Raw genomic sequence first — 23,227 nt, 5'->3', positions numbered from 1 at the left:
CTCGCTGCCGCAGCGCAGCCAGGAATGAAGCCATCACGGAGTCGCAATGGATTTTACCTACCTGAACAATACGCTGGAAAGCTGGGCGATCGCGTTCGCGGTCCTGCTGGGCGCAACGCTGGCGATGCACTGCCTGCGCCGCTTCGCACTGCACAAGATGCAGGCGCGGTCGCAGCGCACGGAAACCCTGGCCGACGACCTGGTCGCCAGGATGCTGCGCAAGACCTATCTCCTGATCATGCTGACGCTCGCGGCCTACCTTGCCAGCCTCGTCCTCGAGCTGGCCGACAGGCAGCGCCTGGTGGTGTCGCGGATCGCGATCGCGGCCCTGATCCTGCAGCTGGCGATCTGGGGCGACACCCTGCTGCGGGCCTGGCGCGACCACGCGTATGTGAGCGACGCGCCGCGCAAGGCCTCGCGCACGATCGTCTGCTTCATGGCACGCCTGGCGCTGTGGGTGATCGCCTTCCTGATGGTGCTCGATAACTTCGGCTTCAACATCACGGCCCTGGTGGCCAGCCTGGGTGTCGGCGGCATCGCGGTGGCGCTGGCGGTACAGAACATCCTTGGCGACCTGTTCGCCTCGCTCTCGATCATGCTCGACAAGCCCTTCGAGATCGGCGACTTCATCATCGTCGGCGACGTGCTCGGCTCGGTCGAGCACATCGGCCTGAAGACGACGCGCCTGCGCGGCCTGGGCGGCGAGCAGGTCATCTTCGCCAACAGCGACCTGCTGAAAAGCCGCATCCACAACCACAAGCGCATGGAGACGCGCCGCGTCGCCTTCGTGCTGCGGGTGGCCTATGGCGCCAGCGACACCCAGCTGGCGCGGGTTCCGGTACTGATCCGCGAAGTCGTCGATGCCGAGCCGATGGCCGCCTTCGAGCGCGCCCATTTCTTCAACTACGGCGAGTGGTCGCTCAATTTCGAGGTGGTGTACCACTTCCAGAGTCCCGACTACATCGCCCACATGGATACCCAGCAGGCGGTCCTGCTCGAGATCTACCGGCGCTTCGAGCGCGAAGGCATCCGCTTCGCGCATCCGTTGTCGATCGTGCGCATGGCCGACGGCGAGGTACCGCCGCGGCCGCAGGCGGTGGCGCCGGCGGCGTCGTTCAGGCATTGAGGACGTGGAGTGGACGAGTGCTCTTATTCAGGTGTTGGCAGACGCCCACCGTAGCGTGGGCATGCGCACGCGCACGCGGGATGATGATCCGTGTTGGCGTATTGGCGTTTGTCCAGGCGATTTGTCGGAGCAGTGCTGATTGCTACTTCGGCGAGGCAGGTAACGCGTGGGCGGTGCCCACCCTACGGTGCACTGCCGTCAATGGCTTCGTTGGCAGCCAGCGACATGCATAAAAAAACCCGCCGGACCGCGAGGCCGGGCGGGTTCTTGCGCTGCCTGGAAATCAGGCGGCGGACTTCTGTGCGACCGGCAGCGGGCTGACGCGGGCGGCGGTGCCGGCTTCGAGCACGGCGGCAGCGGCCGAGCGGGCCTTGCCCGGCGCGGTGGTGCTGATCAGCTCGTGCATGCGGCCGGCAGTCTTGTCCCACGAGGTGTTGGCGACGATGTCGCGCATGCGCTCGATCAGCTTCGCTTTTTCGTCTTCGCTCGCGGCCAGCATCCGTTCGCAGGCGGCGATGTACTCGTCCGCGGTCGAGGCGATCGCGACGACGTCGCCGTACGGCACCTTGACGTCGGTGATCGGGGTGCTGACGCTGAGCTTTTCGGCGGCCATGTATTCGAGCACCTTGGTCGGGCTGATGAACTTGGTCGAATCGTTCATCGCGAACGGCAGCAGGCAGACGTCCCAGCCGGCCAGGAACTTCGGCAGTTCGTCATAGTTGCGCTGGCCCATGTAGTGGACGTTGTCGGCGCGCGGCAGTTCGGCCGGATCGATTTTCACGACCGGGCCGACCAGCACGATCTGCCAGTCCGGGTGGGCGGCGGCCATCTGGCGCACCAGCTCGGTGTCGAAGCGCTCGTCGATCACGCCGTAGAAGCCCAGGCGCGGACCGGCGATGTGTGCCTGGTCCGGGTGCGAGATCGAGGCGTCCAGGGCCTTGCGGAAATGCTTGGCGTCGACGCTGCTCGAGAAGCAGTGGGCGTTCGCGTGGCGGTCCTTCTTGGCTTCGTACAGGCTCGGGCCACCGGTGAAGACCAGGTCGGCGATGTTGAGCAGGGCCGATTCGCGCTGCAGCAGCTGCTTCGGCGGGTTCTTGAAGGCGGCCAGTTCGTCCATGCAGTCGTACACGACCAGAGAAGGATTGAAGCCCTGCAGCAGCGGCAGCGCCATCGGGGTATAGAACCACACCACCGGACGCTCGCCTTCGGGCACCAGGTCGGCCAGCAGGCGCTGCATGGTCGGCAGCTGGTCGTCGTGGAAACCCCAGGTGTTCTGGATCGGCGTATGCGGGCGGCACACCGTGATGTTCGGCGCGACGGTCGTCTTTTGCAGGTGGGCGGGACCCTCGCTGTGGACGGGTTCCTCGACAAACAGAATCTGGTAGTGTTCCGCCAGGCGCGTCATCAGATGTTGTGGGCGTTGGAAGACGAAGTCCCAGCGCAGGTGGCAAAACACGATCAGGGTCGGCATGTTGATTTCCTTTCGCCTTTGTGGCGCTTTAGTTGATCTTGGGTCCGTGGCTAATCATGGCGGTGGCGGGAAATTCACGCCCTGTCACGCAGCCGGACCCCCGAATCGTATCATGCAAAATTACTACTATTTTCATTTATGCATCGCAACATTAGCCGCTAGAAAGGACTCGTTGGAAACGCAGAGCATTTCCTCATAGGAGAGTCCGGTGTCCCGCAGGCAATTTTGTAGGTGTAGTCCTACCCATATACAAGGAAATCCACTACGAAAACTCATCCATACGGCAGGCATGCGCAAGCGTGCGCACGCCCGGCAAGGGGCTGCGCAGGCGGCTTCGGAGGGATCATCGGGGCACGGCGTGCGCCCCGGAGGGTGTAGGCATACTCTGCCGTTATGTGGGCGAAACGCGCGCCGCGGCGGGACCCGGGGGCATCCGGCGGCGCCCTGCCCCAGCCCCGCAGCGGGGGCCGCGCCGCCCCGTTGTTGCAGCGCAGCGCAGGCTGGAACGGAGTCAGCCTGGAGGATACGGCTGGGCGCCTTCCGGATGGCCCTGGTCGTCGAAGCCGTCGGCGGTGGACACGTCGTCGATGCCGATCGATCCGAGCGCATCGCACAGTTCGTCGACCTCGGCGCCGAGATCGGCGGCCAGGTCGACGGGCTTTGCGGTCCCGCCCCAGGGAGGTCCGCCATCGAGGGCGTACAGGTTGACGCGCAGCTCGATGTGTTCGCCGGCGTCGAGCGGCGCGACGACGGCGCGCACACGGTCGGCCGCCAGTTCTTTCCCGGCAAGCAGGCGGTTGATTTCGGCCAGGGTGCCGAGCATCGCCAGCTCGGACACGCCCTGCTCCTTGGCGCCATGGAACAGGTCCTGGTACAGGAAGTCGACGCTGATGCTGTCCGGATCGGCCGCCAGGCAGCGGCGCACCAGCGGCGCCACGCGTTCGGTCCAGGCGCGGTAGCGGCGCATGCGGTCGGCGAAATACACGTCGGCGTCGATCTCGTCCTTCGGCACGGCGTAGAACGGATCATCGGCGCGTTTCAGCGAAAAGCCGAACAGGAAGCGCAGCTCCATCGCCGTCTCGTCGGGCGCGAAGCGCTCGCCGGTCCAGCCGCGGATGCTCGCTTCGAGCAGCGGCGCGGCCACCGGCTTCTTGCTGGTCAGGGAAGCGGCGGCCTCGCGCAGCAGCTCCTGCAGGGCCGAATAGCCGATGTGGTCGGCCTCGGCCAGGTCGTAGGCATGGCGCACCAGGGCCACTTTGGCGCGCGGGCTGTCGAGTTCAGCGGCGACGAAACTGTTCGCCAGCTCCTCGTAGGCGGCATCGTCGGCGAAGGTTTCCTCGGCCACCAGCCCGCCCGTGCTGCGCACGAACAGCGGGATCAGGAAGGCATCGATCTCGAGTTCCGGCTCATCTTCGCGGCGCAGGTGCAGCGTCGCCGACTGTTCGCCGATGTGGGCGCGCAGCAGGCGGCAGGCTTCGGGATCGGTGAAGCGTGCCAGCTCGATGGCGCCGTAGAGCACCTCGTCGCGCTTCTTGCGCAGGGCCTTGCGGATGTCGACCAGCAGCTCCTGCTCGCGCGCGGCGGCCAGTTCGGGATCGCTGTCCTCGCCCTCGGCCACCTCGAGCGCGAGGTCGGCCAGGGCCTGGGCCAGTGCGTCGGTATCGGGTTCGGCGGCGGCGGCCGGTTTGCGCGGCACGGGCTTCTTGTTTTTCGGCATGGGTCAGCGTGGTGAAGGATGAAAACGCCATGGTAGCGCATCGGTGGCCTCGCGCGCAGCCGGAATCGCCCGCCGGAGCCGCGCTATTCCACGCGCTCGGTCTCGCCGGCGACCTTGACCGTCGCCAGCGCCGCCAGGATCTCCTCCGGCTCGGCCGGTTTGGCGATGTGCAGGTCGAAGCCGGCTTCGCGCGCCCTTACCTTGTCGGCCAGCTGGCCGTAGCCGGTCAGCGCGATCAATAGCGTGTCGGCGAACTCGGGCATCGCGCGCAGGCGCCGCGCCAGCTCGTAGCCGTTCATGTCGGGCAGGCCGATGTCGAGGATGAACACGTCGGGGCGCTCGAAGGCGGCCCATTCGAGCGCGCTGGCGGCGTCGTAATAGGTCGATACAAGGTGGTCGCCGGCCGCCTCCAGCAGCAGCGAAAGGCTGACCGCGGCATCGATATTGTCGTCGACAAGCATCACCCGCAAGGCCGCCGGCAGCGCGGGCGGCGCGCTGTTGCGCGCCGAATCGCGGGCCGCATCACGGGCCGGATCGCGGCCGCGGCGCGGGTTCGGCGCCGGCGCCGCGAGCGCCGCCAGTTCGTGCTTGAGCGGCAGGTGCACGGTGAAGATGCTGCCGCCGCCGCTTCCGGGGCTGCTGGCGTCGACCTCCCCGCCGTGCAGCTGCACCAGGCTGCGCACCAGGGCCAGGCCCAGTCCGAGGCCGCCCTGGGCGCGGTCGGCCTTGCGCTCGCCCTGGGAAAACAGGTCGAACACGCGCGGCAGGAGATCCGGGGTGATGCCTTCGCCGTCGTCGGCCACGCTCAGGGTGGCTTCGTTGCCGGCGCTGCCCAGCGACAGCTGGATCGCGCCGTGCGGCGGCGTGTATTTGGCCGAATTCGTCAGCAGGTTGGCCACCACCTGGGTCAGGCGGGTCTGGTCGCCGCGCACCATCACCGCCTGCGACGGCAGGCGCAGTTCGAGGCGATGCTGGCGTTCCTCCATCAGCGGCCGGGTCTGCTCGACGGCGCGCTCGACGATATTGCGCAGGTCGACGTCTTCCAGGTTCAGGGTGACCAGGCCGCGCGTCACGCGCGAGACGTCGAGCATGTCGGAGAGCAGGCGGTTCATGTGCTCGACCTGGCGCCCGATCACGTCGGCGGCATAGCGCGCGCGGTGGCTGTCGAGGTCGGGCATTTTCAGCAGCTGGGCCGCGGTGCCGATCGGCGCGAGCGGGTTGCGCAGTTCGTGTCCGAGCATGGCCAGGAACTGGTCCTTGGCGCGGTTTTCCTCCTCCGCCCTCTGGCGCGCCAGCTGGGCGTGCTCGAGCTGGGACTGGCGTTCGCTGCCGGCCGAGTCGCGCGTGGCCTGGGTGCGGCGCAGCTCGCTGCCGGCCTGGCGCAACGCCGCCAGCAGGCGGTCGATCTCGACGATGCGCGAGCGCCGCTGGGGCGGCAGTTCGCCGCGCCCCAGGCTGCTTGCCGCTTCGAGCGCGCTGCGGATGGCGCGCGCATGGCCGCGGCCGAACGAGGCCGAGACCGCGGCGGCCCCGAGCAGGGCCGCAACCAGGGCCAGCGCCGCCGCGCGCCGCGCGCCGCCGGGCGGCGCGATGAGCGACGCGGCAGGCGCCCCGACCGCGACCAGCCATCCGGAGTCCGGCAACCGGCTGAAGGCGACCGTGCCCTCGCCGCCATTGCGCAGCGCCAGCCCGAGCATGCCCTCGCGCGAACGGGTGGCGGCCGCGGCGAGCGCCGCCGGCGCTTCCTGGCCCACCAGCTCGGCCGACCCGAGGTTCGATGCGACCAGCTTGCCGGCGCGGTCGAGGATGTCGAGCTGCCAGTCGGGCCGCGTCCCGGCTTCGGCCAGCAGGCGGCGGAAATGCTCGGCGCCGTAAGCCATCCCCAGCACGTAGCGCCGTCCGCCGGCGCTCACCGGCATGCCGACGGCCGTCATCATGCGGCCGCTGACGTAGCCCGGAACGAGGTCGGTGACGAAAGGACGCTGCGCGGCCAGTACGGAGGAAAGATAAGGGGGAAGTGCTTCCTGGGGCAGCGCGGCGCCGCTGGGGGCGAGCGTGTTGAACAACATGCGCCCGTTCTCGTCGAGCAGCACCCCCCATGCGTCGGGACTGCCGGTGGCCGCTTTCGCTTCTTCGTAGAAGGCGTCGAGGTCGCCGCGCGCCAGGCTGGGCGAGGCGGCCAGCACGCGCAGCGCACTCCGGGTGGCGGCCAGTTCGGCGTCGACCAGCAGGGCGACGCGATCGGCCGCGCGGACCACCCTGGCCCGCTCCAGGTCGGTTTCCGCGCCTTCGATCAGGCGCAGCGCGAATCCAGCGAAGAGGATCACCGGGACCAGGATTGCCGCAGCCATCAGATACAGGTAGGCACGGATTTGCATCGCGGGCTCACAGGTTGACGGCCATCGACATGACAGCCAGCAAAATCGATGATACCAATCCTGCAACGTAAAGCAAGAAAAGAGTGGAAAAACGGCTGAGACCGCCTGGCGCCCGCGCCGGCCGGCGTTTTTGTCGTGCCGAAGACCATGTTATGGCCGCGCTACGGGCTCTGCGGTGTTATGCTTCGGTCATCCCAACCGCGCGCATGACAAGCCTTCTGCGCCCCACACGGAACCCCATCCACGATGCTCGACAACTACTTCAAACTCAGCGAAAGCGGCACCGACGTCCGCACCGAACTGCTCGCCGGCCTGACCACCTTCCTGACGATGGCCTACATCATTTTCGTCAACCCCTCGATCCTCGGCGACGCCGGGATGCCGAAGGAAGCGGTGTTCGTGGCAACCTGCCTCGTGGCCGCCCTCGGCAGCGCGGTGATGGGCCTGTACGCCAACTACCCGATCGGCATGGCGCCCGGCATGGGCCTGAACGCCTATTTCGCCTACGCCGTCGTGCTCGGCATGGGCGTGGCCTGGCCGGCGGCGCTGGGCGCCGTGTTCATTTCGGGCTGCCTGTTCATCCTGGTGTCCGTGCTGGGCCTGCGCGGCATGATCGTCAACGGCATCCCGCATTCGCTGCGGGTGGCCATCACCGTCGGCCTCGGCATGTTCCTGGCCCTGATCGCGCTGAAGAACGCCGGCATCGTCGTCGGCAGCGAGCCGACCCTGGTCAAGGCGGGCGACCTGCACAAGCCGCAAGCCATCATGGCGATCCTCGGCTTCCTCCTGATCGTGACCCTCGACCGCCTGAAGGTGCGCGGCGCGATCCTGATCGGCATCATCGTCGTCACCATCCTCTCATTCTTCTTCGGTGGTAACACCTTCCACGGCATCTTCTCGGCGCCGCCCTCGATCGATCCGACCCTGCTGAAGCTCGACATCCGGGGCGCCCTGTCGGTCGGCATCATCAACGTGGTGCTGGTGTTCTTCCTGGTCGAACTGTTCGACGCGACCGGCACCCTGATGGGCGTGGCCAGCCGCGCCGGCCTGCTGGTCGAAGGCAAGATGGAGCGCCTCAACAAGGCACTGCTGGCCGACAGCGGCGCCATCGTCGCCGGCTCGATGCTCGGCACCTCGAGCACCACGGCGTATATCGAGAGCGCGGCCGGCGTGCAGGCGGGTGGACGCACCGGGCTGACCGCCCTGGCAGTGGCGGTGCTGTTCCTGGCCTGCCTGTTCATCGCGCCGCTGGCCGGCGTGGTGCCGGCCTATGCCACGGCCCCGGCCCTGCTGTTCGTCGCCTGCCTGATGCTGCGCGACCTGGGCGACATCGAATGGGGCGACACCACCGAGAGCATCCCCGCCGCGATCACCGCACTGGTGATCCCGTTCACCTATTCGATCGCGGAAGGCATCGCCTTCGGCTTCATCACCTATGCGGCGCTGAAGCTGACCACGGGCCGGGCGCGCGATGTGAAACCGGTCGTCTGGGTGATCGCGGCGCTGTTCATTTTCAAGATCGTCTACATCGGCACCTGAAGCCGGCGGAGCGGGAATGCGAGCGCGCTTCGGCTTACTGCCGAGTCGCGCCGTGGCCGCAACATGGCCCGTTCGGTTGGCTTCGGCGCGCATTTATGCTGCTTCTGGGATACAATCTCGGCCGAGCCCCTTTGCCGCACCGCGTGCACCGGCGCTCTTTGCGCGCAGTTTGCTGCGCAGTTGACAGATCACCGACCGGCAGGCAGACGGTCCAGCCCACGGGCTGGCGCCGCGGCCGCACCCTAGCTTATGAAACCATTCCCGCTGTACGCCCTGGCCCTGCTCGGCCTGGCCCATTTCCCCGCCCATGCAGACGGCGCCGCCGACGAGCTGCCCACCATCGGCAGCATCCACAGCGCCCTGACGGTGGCGCGTCCCGAGACGATTCCCGAGGGCAGCTGGTTCACCTCGGCCGAACTGGGTGCGATCAGTACCTCGGGCAATACCACCGGCACCTCGATCAGCGGCAAGATCGACGCCCGCCACGAGACCGCCGACTGGAGCAACGAATACATCGTCAGCGGCTTCTTCAAGGAAGACGAGATCACGGACGACGACGGTGAACGCTACCGCACCCGCTCGGCCGAGCGCTGGACCGCGTCGGCCAAGGCCGCCTACAAGCTGATGAAGGAAGGTTCGCGCGCCTTCGTGCTGGGTTCGCACGTGAACGACAAGTTCGGCGCCTACACGCGCTACACCTCGTTCGCGGTCGGCCACGGCTCGCAGCTCTACAATACCGCGGACAAGGCGCTCGACGTCGAAATCGGCCCGGGCTATTTCAGCGGCGAGCGCGAAACGGGCGAGCGTGAGAGCGGCATGACGGTGCGCGGCGCCGCGCGTTTCCGCTGGCAGGTGAGCCCCTCGGCCGCTTTCGTGCAGACCGTCAGCGTCGAGCGCGGCACCTCGAACGTGCACTCGATCGCCGAATCGGCCCTGTCCACCAAGATCAACGACACGATGCAGATGAAGGCCGCCTTCTCCGCCCGCAACGACACCAACGTGCCGGTCGACAAGAAGAACCTCGATACCCAGACTTCGCTGACGCTGGTGTATTCGTTCTGAGCCGAACCCGTGCGACAATCGGTGCATGGACAGACGAACCGACTACAAGACCGCGCTCCTGATCGACGCGGCGATCAAGACCCCGACCGGCGATTCGCCCGCGCGCGTCATGGCCGGCATGGGCGTGCCCTTCGACGTCGCGCGCCGGGTGCTGATGCGCCCCGACGAGCGGCGCCATCCTCTTCCTGCACCGGAGTTCAAACGCGAGGCCTGAATCACGCCTGCGGCTCGTGCACGTCGTCGACCGTCACCGGCTCGGCGGCGATCTTCTCCTCGGCCAGCGCATGGTCTTGCGCATCGGCCTCCAGCCCCTCCTGGTCGGCGCCGCGCGCATGGTCGTAGACCAGTTCGACCAGCATCGGGAAGTGGTCCGAACCGAAATGCGGCAAACGGCGGATGAAGCCGAGGGTGAAGTGGCGGCTGTGGAACAGGTGGTCCAGCGGCCAGCGCAGGAACCAGTGGTCGGCGTGGAAGGTGTTGAACATGCCGCGCCCGATGCGCGGGTCGAGCAGCCCGCTGATCTTGCGGAACAGCCGGGTCGTGGTCGACCATGCCACGTCGTTCAGGTCGCCCGCGACGATCACCGGCGTGTCCAGCCCGGCCACGCTTTTCGCCACCACCAGCAGCTCGGCGTCGCGCTCGGTCGATTCGTCGTGTTCCGTGGGGCTCGGCGGCGCCGGGTGCAGGAAGTGCATGCGCACCTTGCGCCCTGAAGGAAGCACGACCAGCGCGTGCATCGACGGGATGTCGTCCTCGACCAGGAACTGGATCGCCTTGTCCTCGAGCGGCAGCTTCGAATAGACGTGCATGCCGTACAGGTTGTCGAGCGGACATTTCATCGAGTGCGGATAGGCGGCTTCGAGCACGTCGAGCCGCTCCTGCCACCACTGGTCGGTCTCCAGGGTGACGAAGACATCCGGCTTGTGCTCGCGGATCAGCGCGATCAGTGCGCCGGTATTCCGGTTGGGCGTGAGGACGTTCGCGGTCAGGATGCGGATGCGGTCGCCCGGCGCGCCGCCGACCGCCCGTTTCACCTCGTTCGGCCAGGGCCGGGTGTAGGGCAGGATCCACCAGGCCTGGTAGGCCAGGCAGGCGAGGGTCGCGGCGGCCAGGATATAGGTTTCGGTCTCGTCCCAGTCGAGGACAATCGTCTTGACGAGCAGGACGCCGAGCGCCACGCATGCGATCTGCAGGCGCGGGAAATCCAGGTCGCGCACCCACCATTCGGTGTGACGCGACAGCGGCATCAGGGTGGCGATCACAATCAGTACGACCAGGCTTGCGATGATGGCGAAAGACATGGGGCAGGAGTCCTGTGGGCTGTTCGGTATCTCATGACAATAAGACAATACCCGCAGTATGCCTTGGTTCGCCGAATCGGACTGTGCGCTAGCGTGCACAGTGCATGCCAGGCCAGCCGTGCGTTGCCGGATCGGCCAGATACGCGATACTGATGCCTGAACCTGGCCACCTGCCGATACCGATGACCGAACCGCGCATTGAAACCGCCTACCTGATCCTGAGCCCTGCCGGCCTTGCCGAGGTCGCCGCACGCGCCGCACCCGGCGCCACCGTCTATCTGAATCCGGGCCTTGCCTCCGACAGCGAGCTGGCGCGGCTGAGGCAGGCCGGCGTGCAGGTGCAGCTGTTGCCGCGCGCCCTGCCCGCCGCCTTGTCCGGGGAGTTCGAACGCGCGTTGCAGGCTGCGGGAATTGCCCCGCACCGGCTCTGGATCGAGCACCCGCCCGCCGCGCGCGAGGCCGTAGCCGTGGCCGCAGCGCCGCGGCGCCTGGACGAAGCGGCGCAAGCGCCTGCCCTGCACGACCGCCTGGCCGACGCGGCCGGGCAGTTCGCCACCCGCGCCCTGCGCCGCCTGCGCCGGCTGGGCAGCGACCACCCCCTGCTGGTGCTGCCCTATCTCGGTTTTGGCAACGCGAACAAACTCTGGATCAAGGGCCGCGTGCTCGACGAGGCGAGTTTTCGCGAGCAGACCGGCAAGGACAGCAGCTGGAGCAACCTGGTCGCCCTCTACCGCCGGCTCGAATCGGACGAGGTGGCCGGCGCGCGCGTGACCGCGCATTTCGACGGCCGCAGCTGGGAAACCGTGACCGACAGCGGCGGCTATTTCGAGTTCGAGATCCTGCCCTCCTCCCCGCTCGCCGGCGGCGCGCACCGCGTCGACCTGGAACTGCCGGACTCGCTCGGCGCCGACGGCCAACCGGTGCGCGCCTCGGCCGAGGCTTTCGTGCCGGCCGCGAGCGCCCGCTTCGGAATCATCAGCGACATCGACGACACGGTTCTGTGGACCAATGTCACCAACAAGCTGAACATGGCGCTGATGCTGGCGCGTACCAACGCCCACACGCGCAAGCCCTTCAAGGGGGTGGCCGCTTTCTACCGGGCCCTGCGCGACGGCGCGAGCGGGAACGAGGACAATCCGCTGTTCTATGTGTCGTCCAGTCCCTGGCACCTGTTCGGCTTCCTGGTCGACTTCCTGCGCCTGCAGGGCATCCCGGTCGGTCCGCTGCTGCTGCGCGAGCTGGGCATGCGCGACGTGTTCAAGCTCACCAAGCACGGCAACCACAAGCTGGAGAAGATCGAACTGATCCTGCGTTTTTATCCGGGCATGCAGTTTGTGCTGATCGGCGACAGCGGGGAGAAGGATCCGGAGATCTATGCCGAGATCGTGCGGCGCCATCCGCAGGCGGTACGGATGATCTATATCCGCAACGTGAACCCCGACCCGGTGCGGATCGAGGCGCTCGACAGGCTGATCGAGGAGGTCAGCACCACCGGGACCCAGCTGATCCTGGCGCCGGACAGCGTCTTCGCGGCCTCGCATGCGGCGGCGGAGGGGCTGATCACGGTCGACCGGCTTGCCGGGGTGCGCTCGGACAAGAAGGAAGACGACAAGCTGCTGCCGTCGGGTTGATGCCGCGTGCAGGCGTTATGGGGCTGATGCCTGCAGCGTTATCGGTGTTTTGAATCCGCATGGGCACAAGAGCCCATCCTACGGGCGACGCTACCGGTCGAAAAGCATCCCGTAGGATGGGCTCTCCGAGCCCATGCGGATCAACATTACCGAAAACGGGGCAGGCAACAGCCCCGTTATCGTCAATAAATCAGACCCGCGCCACCTCCGGCTGGCGCGCCGGGCTCTTCACCAGCAACAGCGCGACCAGGCTCAGCGCCGCCGCACCCGTCAGGTAATACCCGACATATTCGATCCCGTAATTCTTCGCCAGCGCGGTCGCCACATACGGTGCCAGCGAGGCGCCCAGGATGCCGGCCAGGTTGAAGGTCAGCGAAGAACCCGTATAGCGCACCGCCGGCGGGAACAGTTCGGCCAGCAGCGTGCCGAGCGGTCCGTAGGTCAGGCCCATCAGCGACAGGCCGATCACCAGGAACAGGCCGGCCTTGACCAGGTCGTCGGCGACGAACAGCGCGCCGAAGGTCAGGCCGAACACCATGATCGCGACCGTCACCCCGATCATGGCGGCGCGGCGGCCGAAGCGGTCGGCGATGATGGCCGAAGGCGGGATCAGGAAGCCGAAGAAGCACACGGCGCCCAGCTGCAGCAGCAGGAACTGGGTACGCGAATAGTGCAGGCCGGTCGTGCCCCAGCTCAGCGCGAACACGGTCAGCAGGTAGAACAGGACGAAGGTCGAGGTCGCCATCAGGGTGCCCAGCAGCAGCGCGCGGCCATGTTCCTTGAACACGGTGACAAACGGCACCTTCACGCGTTCGCCCTTGTCGAGCACGGCCTGGAAGTCGGGCGTCTCGTGGATTTTCAGGCGCACGTACAGGCCGACAATGACGAGGATGGCGCTCGACAGGAAGGGAATGCGCCAGCCCCAGGCGAAGAACTGTTCGTCGCCCATGGTCTGGGTCAGGATCAGGAAGATGCCGCCCGACAGCAGGAAGCCGATCGGCGCGCCCAGCTGCGGGAACATGCCATACCAGGCACGCTTGCCCGGCGGCGCGTTTTCGGTGGCGAGCAGCACCGCCCCGCCCCATTCGCCGCCCAGGCCCAGGCCCTGGCCGAAGCGGCACAGTGCGAGCAGCAGCGGCGCCAGGGTGCCGATCGTGGCATAGGTCGGCAGCAAGCCGATCACGATGGTCGACAGGCCCATGGTCAGCAGCGCCGCAACGAGGGTGGCCTTGCGCCCGATGCGGTCGCCGAAGTGGCCGAACAGGGCCGAGCCGACCGGACGCGCGAAGAAGGCGATGGCGAAGGTGGCGAAGGATTGCAGCACGGCGGCGGCCGGGTCGGCCGCCGGGAAGAACAGTTTCGGGAACACCAGCACCGCGGCGGTGGCGTAGATGTAGAAGTCGAAAAATTCGATCGTGGTGCCGATCAAGCTGGCGAAGAGGACGGTACGCGCTTTATTGGATGGCTGACTCATAGTCTCGTTCATATTCTCGTTATGGGTTGCTGCATGGGTTGCTGCATGGGCTAATTCGTCTGCCGACTCATGTGCTCCCCGCCTTCGACAGCGCTTCACGCACCTCGTCGGCGCTGTCGGGACGGGTCACGCGTGCGACCTCGACGCCGTCCTTGAGGACCACGACCGTCGGCCACAGCTTGATCTTGAAAGAGCGCCCCAACGGGCGGCCGGGGCCGTCCTCGACCTGGATGTGGCGGGCGTCCGGATAGTCCTTCAGCGCGCCCGCGATGAGCGGTTCGCCGGCGCGGCAATAGCCGCACCAGTTGGTGCCGAAGTCGAGTGCGACAAGACCGGGCAGCGCGTCCACCGCGCTGCGCTCGGGCTGGGAGGTTTCATAAGACATGGTGTGCTCCTCAATAGTGCCGATCCGACAAGCGTAACCGAAACAGCAGCACGGAGCCAAGGAATTTATTGCACTGGCGGAATCATCGGTGCGTGGGGGCGTCGGGGCTGTTGCCTGTGCAGGTATCGGTGCCCACGCCGATTCAAACCACCGATAACGCGACAGGCAACAGCTCCACCGTCCCTCAATGTGCGTGCCCGCCCGGTTCCTCGGAATGCTCCGGCTCGTCGCTGCACAACTTCGGCTGCGCCTGAGCACACGCGCAGGCCGGCTACCGGGCAATGCCTGCTCAACGTGAAATGCTTAACCGACGGTGGCTGCAGGGCGTGGCATATTCGTTCCAAATTCATCGATAGGAGGCCATCATGTCCGATAATCTGCAAAAATCCGGTCAGCAGGACCGCAGCCGCATCAACGTTCACGAAGAGTGGGAAGTGCGCCACTGGACCGAGGCCCTGGGCGTGACGCGCGAAGAGCTGGAAAAGGCGGTATCCGAGGTCGGCGTGTCGGCCGAAGCGGTACGCCAGCACCTGAAGCGCAAATAAGTAGTTCGCCTCCGCGGACGCCCTGAGCGTCCGCCCGTTGTCGCGGCCCCGCGCCGCGGCAGCGCACTGCAGTGCCAATTCCGCTTCACCCTCCGGCGCCCTTCGTGCCGCCGGACGTTTTGCGCGCCCTTGCGCCCCCTCTTCCATAAAAAAAGGAGCCCAAAGTGGATATCCGCGCCTTCGTTGCATCCCTCGACATCACGCTCCCGAACGCCCTGTTCGCACTGGCCCTGGCCGTGGCCAGCTTCGTCGCCATCCACGGCGCGCTGATGCTGTTCCGGCGCCGCCTCGACCAGCTGGGCGACGAGCACGCACACCGCCCGGTCGCCGAAGTGCTGCGCAAGACCCTGGCGCGCACCAGCAATCTCGTCGTGATCGCCACCAGCCTCCTGATCGGCCTGTCCGCGCTCGACCTGCCGCCGCCCTGGAACGCGCGCGTGAGCCACCTCTGGTTCCTGACCCTGGGCCTGCAGCTGGCGATCTACCTGCACAGCGCAATCAAGGTCACCGCGCGCCGCTATTTCCGCAACCACGAGCACGCGACGACCGACGCTCAGGTGACCGTGGCCCATACCCTGATCATCTGGGTGCTGCAGACCAGCGTCTGGGTGATTTTCGCACTGGCCCTGCTGGCCAATCTCGGCATCAACATCACGACCTTTGTCGCCAGCCTCGGGATCGGCGGCATCGCCATCGCGCTGGCGGTGCAGAACGTGCTCGGCGACCTGTTCGCCTCGCTCGCGATCGCGATCGACAAGCCCTTCGAGGTGGGCGATTTCATTTCGACCTCGAACACCTCGGGCACGGTCGAGAAGGTCGGCCTGAAGACTACCCGCCTGCGCGCATCGAGCGGCGAGCAGATCATCGTCTCGAACGCCGAACTGCTGAAGGCCACGGTGTCGAACTTCAAGCGCATGGTCACGCGCCGCATCGTCTTCAACCTGCGCGCCCATCCGGACACGCCGGCGGCGCTGGCGGCGAAGGTGCCGACCGCGGTGGCCGAATTCATCGGCAAGCGCGAGAAGGTACGCTTCGACCGAGCCCACCTGGCGAAGTACACTCAGGACTACATCGAGTGGGAGATCGTCTACACGGTCCTCGACGCCGACTACGACCTGTTCATGAATACCCAGCAGGCGGTGATCCTGGCCTCGATGCAGATGTTCGCCGACCTCGGCATCTCGACCGCCCCGCGCGCGCAGCAACTGCTGCTGCAGGACGCGGTCGAACCGCCAGCCACCGAACTGCCCGGAGGCCCACGCTTTCCCGCGACCCTGCGCAGCCTGCCGAAGGGCAGCTGAGCGTCCGTCGCATTCACTGAGGAGCATGCGATGAACCAGCCGAAACAGCAGCAACAGCCACCCGGTCACGAATCCGCACTCGATCCGCCGGCCGACCACGGCGAAACGAGCTACAAGGGCTCGGACAAGCTGGTGGGCAAGGCAACCGTGATCACCGGCGGCGACAGCGGCATCGGCCGCGCCGTCGCCCTCGCCTTTGCACGCGAAGGGGCGGACGTCCTGATCGCCTACCTGAACGAACACGAGGATGCGCAGGAAACGGCGCGCCTGGTCGAGGCGGCCGGGCGGCGCGCCGTGCTGATGCCGGGCGAACTGGCCGACCCGAAGCACTGCCGCGCCATCGTCGAGCGCGCGGTGCAGGAATTCGGCCGCATCGACGTACTGGTGAACAACGCCGCCTTCCAGATGAGTCACGATTCGATCGAGGAGATTCCGGACGAGGAATGGGATTACACCTTCCAGGTCAACATCACGGCCATGTTCCACATCTGCAAGGCCGCGGTAAAACACATGGCGCCGGGTTCCGCGATCATCAACACCACCTCGATCAACTCCGACAACCCGAAGCCGACCCTGCTCGCCTATGCCGCGACCAAGGGCGCGATCGCCAACTTCACGGCCGGCCTGGCCCAGCTGCTGGCGGACAAGGGGATTCGCGTGAACTCGGTCGCGCCGGGGCCGATCTGGACGCCGCTGATCCCGGCGACGATGCCACCCGACCAGGTGGAGAGTTTCGGCCAGCAGGTGCCGATGAAGCGGCCGGGCCAGCCGGCCGAGGTGGCGCCGGTCTACGTGCTGCTGGCGTCGGACCAGGCGAGCTATATCTCCGGCGCTCGCATCGCCGTCACGGGCGGCACGCCAATTCTGTAAGCCCGTGCGCGCAAACGAGCTCATCTGAAGATAGTATTGACGCACTCGCCGGCCATCCGGCCCTGCCGGGCCCCGCTCGCGGGCGGTCAACGGCGAACGCGATAATTTCGCCGGCCGGGCTGACCTGCGCGGCGGGCTTGTACTGGTGCCTGAATGCGAACAGCAGCGGCTGGGTCCACGCGCCCCTCCGGCGACTGCTTCGGCAGCCAGAACAGCGTCGACAGCAACTGGAACACCGGCGCCGCGAGCTGGGCGAAGGACCCGAACCTGCAGTGGCTGACCAACTTCACGACCAAATGAGAAGGCGCGGCGCGACCTTAGCGTAGGGTGGACATGCCCACGCGGTGATACCTGCCCTCAAGATCGTCGAATGCGGCATCGGAGCCGGCACGTATCACCGCGTGGGCTCGGGGAGCCCACCCTACGGCAGTTCAGCCCGGCCCGGCCTGACGAGCGGTTCCGGGCCTTTCGGGTTAATACAGGGGCGACGGTACCGGCGTCGGCGGCGGCGGAGGGGGCGGCACCCCTTCCATCGGCGCGTCCTGGGCTTCCTCGGCCTCGTCCTCGGCCGGCTCTTCCTGCTGCAGCGGGTGCGCCGCATCCGCCGGCACGCCCTCGGACAACTCACGCGGGTCGATGAATTCCTCTTCCGGCTGCTCGCGCTCGACCCGCGCCGGCGCCTGCGGACGCCCGCCCGGGAACAGCGCCTCGCGGTCGATCTTGCCGGCGTCGAGCGCCGTCTTGAAGAAGTCGCCTACCAGCAGGATGGCGTTGTGGCCGCCCTGCCCCCAATAGGCCGAGCGCATCGTCACGCGGTTGTCGTTGAAGCCGACCCAGGCGCCGGCCACCAGGTTCGGGTGCATCAGGATGAACCAGCCGTCGGCATTGTTCTGGGTGGTGCCGGTCTTGCCGGCGACGTCGCCGTTGATGCCGAAGCGCGAACGCACGGCGGTGCCGGTGCCGCGGTTGACGACGCCGCGCAGCATGTCGATCAGGGTCACCGAGGACGCCTGCGACATCGCGCGCTCCGGCTTCACGGTGGCGAAGTCGGCGATCACGTTGCCGTCGCGGTCGCTGATGCGGCGCACGAAGACCGGTTTGCGGTACTCGCCCTGGGCCGCGATGCTGGCGTAACCGCTGACCATCTCGAGCAGGGTCACGGGGCTGGTGCCCAGGGCCAGCGAGGGCACCTGCGACAGTTTGCTCTGGCGGATGCCGAGGTTCTGGGCCAGCTTGATCACCGGCCCCAGGCCGACGTCGCGCCCGACCTGGGCGGTGATCGTGTTCTTCGAGTACACCAGGCCGTCGCGCATCGTCATCTGGCGCCCGGTGGTGCCGGTCATGTCGGTCGGGCGCCAGATGGTGCCGTCGGCGGCCTTGATGTCCATCACGGCGTCGACATAAGGCTGCTCGGGCGGGATGCCCTTTTCCAGGGCGGCGCCATACACGAAGGGCTTGAAGGTCGATCCCGGCTGGCGCGCGGCCTGGGCCACGTGGTCGAACTGGTCGCGCGCGAAATCGCGGCTGCCGACCCAGGCCTTGACTTCGCCGGTGGCCGGGTCGATCGCGACGAAGCCGGCTTCCAGGCGCGTCTTCGCTTCGCGCAGCTTGCGCATGAAGTCGCGGTCCGCCTTGATGCGTTTGAGCGCCGCGGCCGGCGCCTCGCCGCCCTCGACCGCGCGCTTGTAGTCGCCGCTTTCGCGGACAAACGCGTCCAGTTGCGCGCGGTGCGTGAGCCAGTAGTAGTCGAAGGGCGCGACGCTCGTGCGCATCGAGGTGTAGGTGCCGATCGAGGTCGAACCGGGCGGATTCGGATTGGCCCACTCGACGTCGGCCACCGCCTGCAGCGCGCTGGCCTGCTTCTCGACCGCGCGCAGCGCCGCTTCCTGCAGGCCGGCGTCGAGCGTGGTCTGCACCACCAGTCCGTCGAGTTCGAGGTCGTAATCGTTTTCGTTGGCCCATTCGAGCAGCCATTTACGGACATAGGCCGTGAAATGGTTGTCGCGGCCGCTGCGCTCGACCTGGCGCTCGAAGTCCAGGCGCAGCGGACGCTTCACCAGCGCCTTGTAGCGCGCCTCGTTGAAGGCGCCGTGCTTGTACATCTGGCCGAGCACCACATTGCGGCGCGCGAGCGAGCGCTGCGAATTGGTGACGGGATTGTAGTAATACGTCCCCTTCAGCATGCCGACCAGGGTTGCCGCCTCCAGCACGTCCAGCTTCGATGCCGGCTTGGAGAAATAGGTGCGCGCCGCCATCTCGATGCCGCGCGCGTTGTACAGGAAGGGCACCGTGTTCAGGTAGGCTTCGAGGATTTCGGTCTTGCTGTAGTTGTTCTCGATCTTGATCGCGGTGATCAGCTCTTTCAGCTTGCGGTTGATGCTGCGCGCACGCCCGATCTCTTCCGGGAACATGTTGCGGGCGAGCTGCTGGGTGATCGTCGAACCGCCCTGGGCGTCGCCCTTCAGGCTGGCCAGCATGGCGCCGCCGATGCGCGTGAAGTCGACGCCATGGTGTTCGTAGAAGCGGTGGTCTTCGGTCGCGATCAGGGCCGTCACCACATGCGGCGAGACCTGCGACAGCTTGACGCGCTCCTGCAGGCCCTGTTCGAAGGTGCCGAGCTCCTTGCCGTCGGACGACATGATGACGGTCGGGCGCGCGCTGCTGACCTGTTTCAGGTCGGCGATGCCGGGCGTAAGCGGAATCAGGATCAGCAGGTAAATGATGAGCGCGATGAGCAGCGCCGCGAAGGACCACAAACCGATCAGCAGCACCTGCTGGTGGCGCGGACGGCCGGCGAGAATGCCATGCGCCTGCCTTACCCCCGCCCTGGCCCTGCCGCCGGCGCTGCCGAACAAATCCCTGGCCTGCTGGCGGATGCCGCTCTCGGTCTTCTCGTCCTGATCCACTGTTTTCCTTGCTAAATTGATTCTCTTGCGCGCAGTATAGCCGACGCCGTGCGGCGTACGTGCCACAGTCCATGCCACAGTCTCCGCGTCAGCCCTCGCGAGGCCTGACGCTTTCCGTTATGATGTCACAATGTCTTTACAATCTATCTCACCCGACACACCCGACGCAGCCCAGCCGGAACCTGCGACGCGCGTCCTGCGCCAGTTCCGGATCGTGTTCAATTCCGTGAAAACCCATTTCCGCCAGGTCGAGCGCGAAGCCGGCCTCGGCGGCGCGCAGCTGTGGGCGCTGTCCGTGATCGCACAGTCACCCGGGATCGGCGTGACGGAACTGGCGCGCTCGCTCGACATCCACCAGTCCACCGCCAGCAACCTGGTGCGCACGCTCACTAGCCGCGGCCTGGTCTCGACCGCGCGCGACGGTTTCGACCGGCGCGGGGTCGCCCTGCGCGCCCTGCCGGCGGCCGACGCCCTGCTGAAAAGCGCGCCGCTACCCTTCGCGGGTGTGCTGCCGGACGCCTTGTCCAGCCTCGACGCGGCCACCCTCGAGCGCCTGGAAGCGGACCTGGCCAGCCTGATCGCCCTGCTCGCCGCCGACGAAGCCGGCGCCCAGGTGCCGCTGGCGCAGCTCTAAGGCGCTGCAACCCGCGCCGCCGCTACGGCGGCGGCCTGTCCTTTTTGTTTTATGTCTTATGTCTTATAGAAGACTCTTTGAGGTATAATCCGGGGCGGAACAAGGGGCGATCGCCTCCTTGACTTGTTGACCTGACTAAAAGAGCTTCACATGCTATCCGCATACCGCAACCACGTCGCCGAACGCGCGTCCCTCGGCATTCCTCCCCTTCCCCTTTCCGCGGCGCAGACCACGGAACTGGTCGAACTCCTGAAGAACCCTCCGGCGGGGGACGAACAGTTCCTGCTCGACCTGATCACCCACCGCGTTCCCGCAGGCGTGGACGACGCAGCCAAGGTCAAGAGCGCCTTCCTGAACACGGTCGCCAGGGGCACGCAAACCAGTCCGCTGATCTCGCGCGAACTGGCGACCCGCCTGCTGGGCACGATGCTGGGCGGCTTCAACATCAAGCCGATGATCGACCTGCTCGACGACCCGGTCGTCGGCGCGGTGGCGGCCGAAGGCCTGAAGAAGACGCTGCTGATGTTCGATTACTTCCACGACGTCAAGGAACTGGCCGACAAGGGCAGCGCCAACGCCCAGGGCGTGCTGCAATCCTGGGCCGATGCCGAGTGGTTCACCTCGCGCCCGGAAGTGCCGCACAGCCTGGTCCTCACCGTATTCAAGGTGTCGGGCGAAACCAATACCGATGACCTCTCGCCCGCGCCCGATGCGACCACGCGTCCCGACATCCCGCTGCATGCGCTGGCCATGCTGAAGAATGCCCGTCCCGGCATCCATCCGGACGAACCGGGCAAGATCGGCCCGATCGCGCAGATCGAAGCCTTGACGGCCAAGGGCAACCTGGTCGCCTATGTGGGCGACGTGGTCGGCACCGGCTCCTCGCGCAAGTCCGCGACCAACTCGGTGCTGTGGTACACCGGCAAGGACATTCCCTTCGTGCCGAACAAGCGCTTCGGCGGCGTCTGCCTGGGCAGCAAGATTGCCCCGATCTTCTACAACACGATGGAAGACGCCGGCGCCCTGCCGATCGAGCTCGACGTGTCGAAAATGGACATGGGCGACGTGATCGAACTGCGCCCGTACGAAGGCAAGGCCCTCAAGGATGGCGTGGTGATCGCCGAGTTCACGGTGAAATCGGACGTGCTGTTCGACGAAGTGCGCGCCGGCGGCCGGATTCCGCTGATTATCGGACGCGGCCTGACCGCCAAGGCGCGCGAAGCGCTGGGCCTGGGCCCGTCGCCCCTGTTCCGCCTGCCGCGCGACCCGGCCGATTCCGGCCGCGGCTTCTCGCTGGCGCAGAAGATGGTCGGCCGCGCCTGCGGCCTGCCGGAAGGCCAGGGCATCCGCCCCGGTACCTATTGCGAACCGCGCATGACCACGGTCGGTTCCCAGGACACGACCGGGCCGATGACCCGCGACGAACTGAAGGACCTGGCCTGCCTGGGCTTCTCGGCCGACCTCGTGATGCAGTCGTTCTGCCATACCGCGGCCTACCCGAAACTGGTGGACGTCAAGGTGCACCACGAGCTGCCGCCCTTCATCGAGAACCGCGGCGGCGTCGCGCTGCGCCCGGGCGACGGCGTCATCCACTCCTGGCTGAACCGCCTGCTGCTGCCGGACACCGTCGGCACCGGCGGCGACTCGCACACGCGCTTCCCGATCGGTATCTCCTTCCCGGCCGGCTCCGGCCTGGTGGCATTTGCCGCCGCGACGGGCGTGATGCCGCTCGACATGCCGGAATCGGTGCTGGTCAGGTTCAAGGGCGAGCTGCAGCCGGGCGTGACCCTGCGCGACCTGGTCAACGCGATCCCGCTGTACGCGATCCAGCAAGGCTTGCTGACCGTCGACAAGATGAACAAGAAGAACATCTTCTCCGGCCGCATCCTGGAGATCGAGGGCTTGCCGAAGCTGAAGGTCGAACAGGCCTTCGAACTGTCCGATGCCTCGGCCGAGCGCTCCGCCGCCGGCTGCACGGTCCACCTGGACAAGGAACCGATCATCGAGTACATGACCTCTAACATCACACTGATGAAGTGGATGATCGCCAGCGGCTACCTCGACCGCCGCACGCTGGAGCGCCGCATCGAGGCGATGGAAGCCTGGCTCGCCAAACCCGAGCTGCTGGCGCCGGACGCCGATGCCGATTACGCCGCCGTGATCGAGATCGACCTGGCCGACATCCATGAGCCGGTCCTGGCCTGCCCGAACGACCCGGACGACGTCAAGACGCTCTCCGCGGTTGCCGGCGCGAAGATCGACGAAGTGTTCGTCGGCTCCTGCATGACCAACATCGGCCACTTCCGCGCAGCGTCCAAACTGTTGGAAGGCAAGTCCGACATCCCGGTCCGCCTGTGGATGGCGCCGCCGACCAAGATGGACCAGCAGGTACTGACCGCCGAAGGCCATTACGGTACCCTGGGCCGCACGGGCGCGCGCATGGAAATGCCGGGCTGCTCGCTGTGCATGGGCAACCAGGCGCAGATCAGGAAAGGCGCCACGGTCATGTCGACCTCGACCCGCAACTTCCCGAACCGGCTGGGTCTGGAAACCCAGGTCTATCTCGGCTCGGCCGAGCTGGCGTCGGTGTGCTCGATCCTGGGCCGTATTCCGACCAAAGAAGAATACATGGCCAACATCGGCGTGCTCGACAAGAATGCGGGTGACATCTACCGCTACATGAACTTCGACCAGATCCCGCAGTTCCGCGAGGTGGCGGATTCCGTGCAGATCTGACCGTCGCCGGCATGCACAAGAAGGGCTTCCTGCGGAAGCCCTTTTTTTCGTCCATTGATCCGTCTTCCGCATCAATTGGGGTCGAAATTTGCATTTCACAAATAACTGAAAGCTGGCGACACTGACATCTCCACCGCAATGGGCATTCGAA

18 protein-coding genes are annotated in these 23,227 nt (G+C 66.6%); 11 read left to right on the top strand and 7 right to left on the bottom strand.

Going from position 1 to position 23,227, the window contains the following annotated elements:
• Window positions 1-46: 46 nt before the first annotated feature.
• Window positions 47-1,126 (top strand): mechanosensitive ion channel family protein, encoded by a 1,080-nt coding sequence (locus ACI48I_RS16455; protein ID WP_193685813.1) that lies wholly within the window; start codon window positions 47-49, stop codon window positions 1,124-1,126.
• Between the two features lie 283 nt (window positions 1,127-1,409).
• Here ACI48I_RS16455 and ACI48I_RS16450 read toward each other — a convergent pair whose 3' ends face one another.
• From ACI48I_RS16450 to ACI48I_RS16440, 3 genes are all read right to left on the bottom strand, one after another.
• A complete protein-coding gene (locus ACI48I_RS16450) occupies window positions 1,410-2,597 on the bottom strand; it encodes a glycosyltransferase (RefSeq protein ID WP_498574809.1) in 1,188 nt (395 codons plus the stop codon).
• A 511-nt stretch (window positions 2,598-3,108) separates the two neighbouring features.
• A complete protein-coding gene (locus tag ACI48I_RS16445) occupies window positions 3,109-4,314 on the bottom strand; it encodes a hypothetical protein (RefSeq protein ID WP_193685811.1) in 1,206 nt (401 codons plus the stop codon).
• An 83-nt stretch (window positions 4,315-4,397) separates the two neighbouring features.
• Window positions 4,398-6,692, bottom strand: a complete 2,295-nt coding sequence (locus tag ACI48I_RS16440; RefSeq protein WP_498574808.1) for a hybrid sensor histidine kinase/response regulator — start codon at window positions 6,690-6,692, stop codon at window positions 4,398-4,400.
• Window positions 6,693-6,938: 246 nt separating this feature from the next.
• Between ACI48I_RS16440 and ACI48I_RS16435 the strand changes: the two genes are divergently transcribed.
• The 3 genes from ACI48I_RS16435 (at window position 6,939) to ACI48I_RS16425 (ending at window position 9,507) form a co-directional block, all read left to right on the top strand.
• On the top strand, window positions 6,939-8,231 hold the full coding sequence (locus tag ACI48I_RS16435) for an NCS2 family permease (protein ID WP_193685809.1): 1,293 nt from the start codon (window positions 6,939-6,941) through the stop codon (window positions 8,229-8,231).
• 249 nt (window positions 8,232-8,480) lie between these two features.
• Window positions 8,481-9,293: a DUF481 domain-containing protein gene (locus tag ACI48I_RS16430; RefSeq protein ID WP_498574807.1), complete on the top strand. Its 813-nt coding sequence runs from the start codon at window positions 8,481-8,483 to the stop codon at window positions 9,291-9,293.
• Window positions 9,294-9,318: 25 nt separating this feature from the next.
• Window positions 9,319-9,507: a hypothetical protein gene (locus ACI48I_RS16425; protein WP_193685807.1), complete on the top strand. Its 189-nt coding sequence runs from the start codon at window positions 9,319-9,321 to the stop codon at window positions 9,505-9,507.
• A 1-nt stretch (window position 9,508) separates the two neighbouring features.
• On the opposite strand, the gene ACI48I_RS16420 is transcribed toward ACI48I_RS16425, so the two are convergent.
• Entirely contained in the window at window positions 9,509-10,594 is a 1,086-nt protein-coding gene (locus ACI48I_RS16420) for an endonuclease/exonuclease/phosphatase family protein (RefSeq protein WP_193685806.1), read from the bottom strand.
• A gap of 152 nt (window positions 10,595-10,746) precedes the next feature.
• Here ACI48I_RS16420 and ACI48I_RS16415 point away from each other — a divergent pair, with 152 nt between their 5' ends.
• Window positions 10,747-12,225, top strand: coding sequence for an App1 family protein phosphatidate phosphatase (locus tag ACI48I_RS16415; protein ID WP_498574806.1), 1,479 nt, complete (start codon window positions 10,747-10,749; stop codon window positions 12,223-12,225).
• 190 nt (window positions 12,226-12,415) lie between these two features.
• Here ACI48I_RS16415 and ACI48I_RS16410 read toward each other — a convergent pair whose 3' ends face one another.
• Both ACI48I_RS16410 and ACI48I_RS16405 read right to left on the bottom strand, forming a co-directional pair.
• Entirely contained in the window at window positions 12,416-13,699 is a 1,284-nt protein-coding gene (locus ACI48I_RS16410) for an MFS transporter (protein WP_498574805.1), read from the bottom strand.
• A 67-nt stretch (window positions 13,700-13,766) separates the two neighbouring features.
• The gene (locus ACI48I_RS16405) at window positions 13,767-14,084 is read right to left on the bottom strand and encodes a thioredoxin family protein (protein ID WP_193685803.1); all 318 of its coding nucleotides are present in this window, start codon (window positions 14,082-14,084) and stop codon (window positions 13,767-13,769) included.
• Window positions 14,085-14,449: 365 nt separating this feature from the next.
• On the opposite strand from ACI48I_RS16405, the gene ACI48I_RS16400 reads away from it, so the two are divergent.
• The 4 genes from ACI48I_RS16400 to ACI48I_RS16385 all read left to right on the top strand — a co-directional run bounded on the left by ACI48I_RS16400 (window position 14,450) and on the right by ACI48I_RS16385 (window position 17,100).
• The gene (locus ACI48I_RS16400; RefSeq protein ID WP_193685802.1) at window positions 14,450-14,629 is read left to right on the top strand and encodes a DUF3606 domain-containing protein; all 180 of its coding nucleotides are present in this window, start codon (window positions 14,450-14,452) and stop codon (window positions 14,627-14,629) included.
• Between the two features lie 164 nt (window positions 14,630-14,793).
• Complete coding sequence (locus ACI48I_RS16395; RefSeq protein ID WP_193685801.1) at window positions 14,794-15,930, top strand: mechanosensitive ion channel family protein; 1,137 nt, start codon at window positions 14,794-14,796, stop codon at window positions 15,928-15,930.
• A gap of 30 nt (window positions 15,931-15,960) precedes the next feature.
• On the top strand, window positions 15,961-16,800 hold the full coding sequence (locus ACI48I_RS16390) for a glucose 1-dehydrogenase (protein WP_193685800.1): 840 nt from the start codon (window positions 15,961-15,963) through the stop codon (window positions 16,798-16,800).
• A 153-nt stretch (window positions 16,801-16,953) separates the two neighbouring features.
• The gene (locus tag ACI48I_RS16385; protein ID WP_498574804.1) at window positions 16,954-17,100 is read left to right on the top strand and encodes a hypothetical protein; all 147 of its coding nucleotides are present in this window, start codon (window positions 16,954-16,956) and stop codon (window positions 17,098-17,100) included.
• A 173-nt stretch (window positions 17,101-17,273) separates the two neighbouring features.
• Here ACI48I_RS16385 and ACI48I_RS16380 read toward each other — a convergent pair whose 3' ends face one another.
• Window positions 17,274-19,706, bottom strand: a complete 2,433-nt coding sequence (locus ACI48I_RS16380) for a penicillin-binding protein 1A (protein ID WP_498574803.1) — start codon at window positions 19,704-19,706, stop codon at window positions 17,274-17,276.
• A 130-nt stretch (window positions 19,707-19,836) separates the two neighbouring features.
• Between ACI48I_RS16380 and ACI48I_RS16375 the strand changes: the two genes are divergently transcribed.
• A complete protein-coding gene (locus ACI48I_RS16375; RefSeq protein ID WP_193685797.1) occupies window positions 19,837-20,340 on the top strand; it encodes a MarR family winged helix-turn-helix transcriptional regulator in 504 nt (167 codons plus the stop codon).
• Window positions 20,341-20,490: 150 nt separating this feature from the next.
• On the top strand, window positions 20,491-23,076 hold the full coding sequence (gene acnB / locus ACI48I_RS16370; RefSeq protein WP_498574802.1) for a bifunctional aconitate hydratase 2/2-methylisocitrate dehydratase: 2,586 nt from the start codon (window positions 20,491-20,493) through the stop codon (window positions 23,074-23,076).
• Window positions 23,077-23,227: the final 151 nt, after the last annotated feature.

The sequence above is a fragment of the Massilia sp. LXY-5 genome (assembly GCF_059801075.1).
Note: the sequence above shows the minus strand (reverse complement) of the source record. Positions and strands in the feature narration are given on the sequence as shown.

Bases quoted from the DNA above. Each gene is read 5' to 3' on its own strand.
- ACI48I_RS16445 (WP_193685811.1), bottom strand. From the start codon at position 4,314: ATGCCGAAAAACAAGAAGCCCGTGCCGCGCAAACCGGCCGCCGCCGCC.
- ACI48I_RS16390 (WP_193685800.1), top strand. From the start codon at position 15,961: ATGAACCAGCCGAAACAGCAGCAACAGCCACCCGGTCACGAATCCGCA.
- ACI48I_RS16455 (WP_193685813.1), top strand. From the start codon at position 47: ATGGATTTTACCTACCTGAACAATACGCTGGAAAGCTGGGCGATCGCG.
- ACI48I_RS16410 (WP_498574805.1), bottom strand. From the start codon at position 13,699: ATGAGTCAGCCATCCAATAAAGCGCGTACCGTCCTCTTCGCCAGCTTG.
- ACI48I_RS16430 (WP_498574807.1), top strand. From the start codon at position 8,481: ATGAAACCATTCCCGCTGTACGCCCTGGCCCTGCTCGGCCTGGCCCAT.
- ACI48I_RS16450 (WP_498574809.1), bottom strand. From the start codon at position 2,597: ATGCCGACCCTGATCGTGTTTTGCCACCTGCGCTGGGACTTCGTCTTC.
- ACI48I_RS16405 (WP_193685803.1), bottom strand. From the start codon at position 14,084: ATGTCTTATGAAACCTCCCAGCCCGAGCGCAGCGCGGTGGACGCGCTG.
- ACI48I_RS16425 (WP_193685807.1), top strand. From the start codon at position 9,319: ATGGACAGACGAACCGACTACAAGACCGCGCTCCTGATCGACGCGGCG.
- ACI48I_RS16435 (WP_193685809.1), top strand. From the start codon at position 6,939: ATGCTCGACAACTACTTCAAACTCAGCGAAAGCGGCACCGACGTCCGC.
- ACI48I_RS16440 (WP_498574808.1), bottom strand. From the start codon at position 6,692: ATGCAAATCCGTGCCTACCTGTATCTGATGGCTGCGGCAATCCTGGTC.
- ACI48I_RS16400 (WP_193685802.1), top strand. From the start codon at position 14,450: ATGTCCGATAATCTGCAAAAATCCGGTCAGCAGGACCGCAGCCGCATC.
- ACI48I_RS16375 (WP_193685797.1), top strand. From the start codon at position 19,837: ATGTCTTTACAATCTATCTCACCCGACACACCCGACGCAGCCCAGCCG.
- ACI48I_RS16420 (WP_193685806.1), bottom strand. From the start codon at position 10,594: ATGTCTTTCGCCATCATCGCAAGCCTGGTCGTACTGATTGTGATCGCC.
- acnB (WP_498574802.1), top strand. From the start codon at position 20,491: ATGCTATCCGCATACCGCAACCACGTCGCCGAACGCGCGTCCCTCGGC.
- ACI48I_RS16415 (WP_498574806.1), top strand. From the start codon at position 10,747: ATGCCTGAACCTGGCCACCTGCCGATACCGATGACCGAACCGCGCATT.
- ACI48I_RS16385 (WP_498574804.1), top strand. From the start codon at position 16,954: ATGCGAACAGCAGCGGCTGGGTCCACGCGCCCCTCCGGCGACTGCTTC.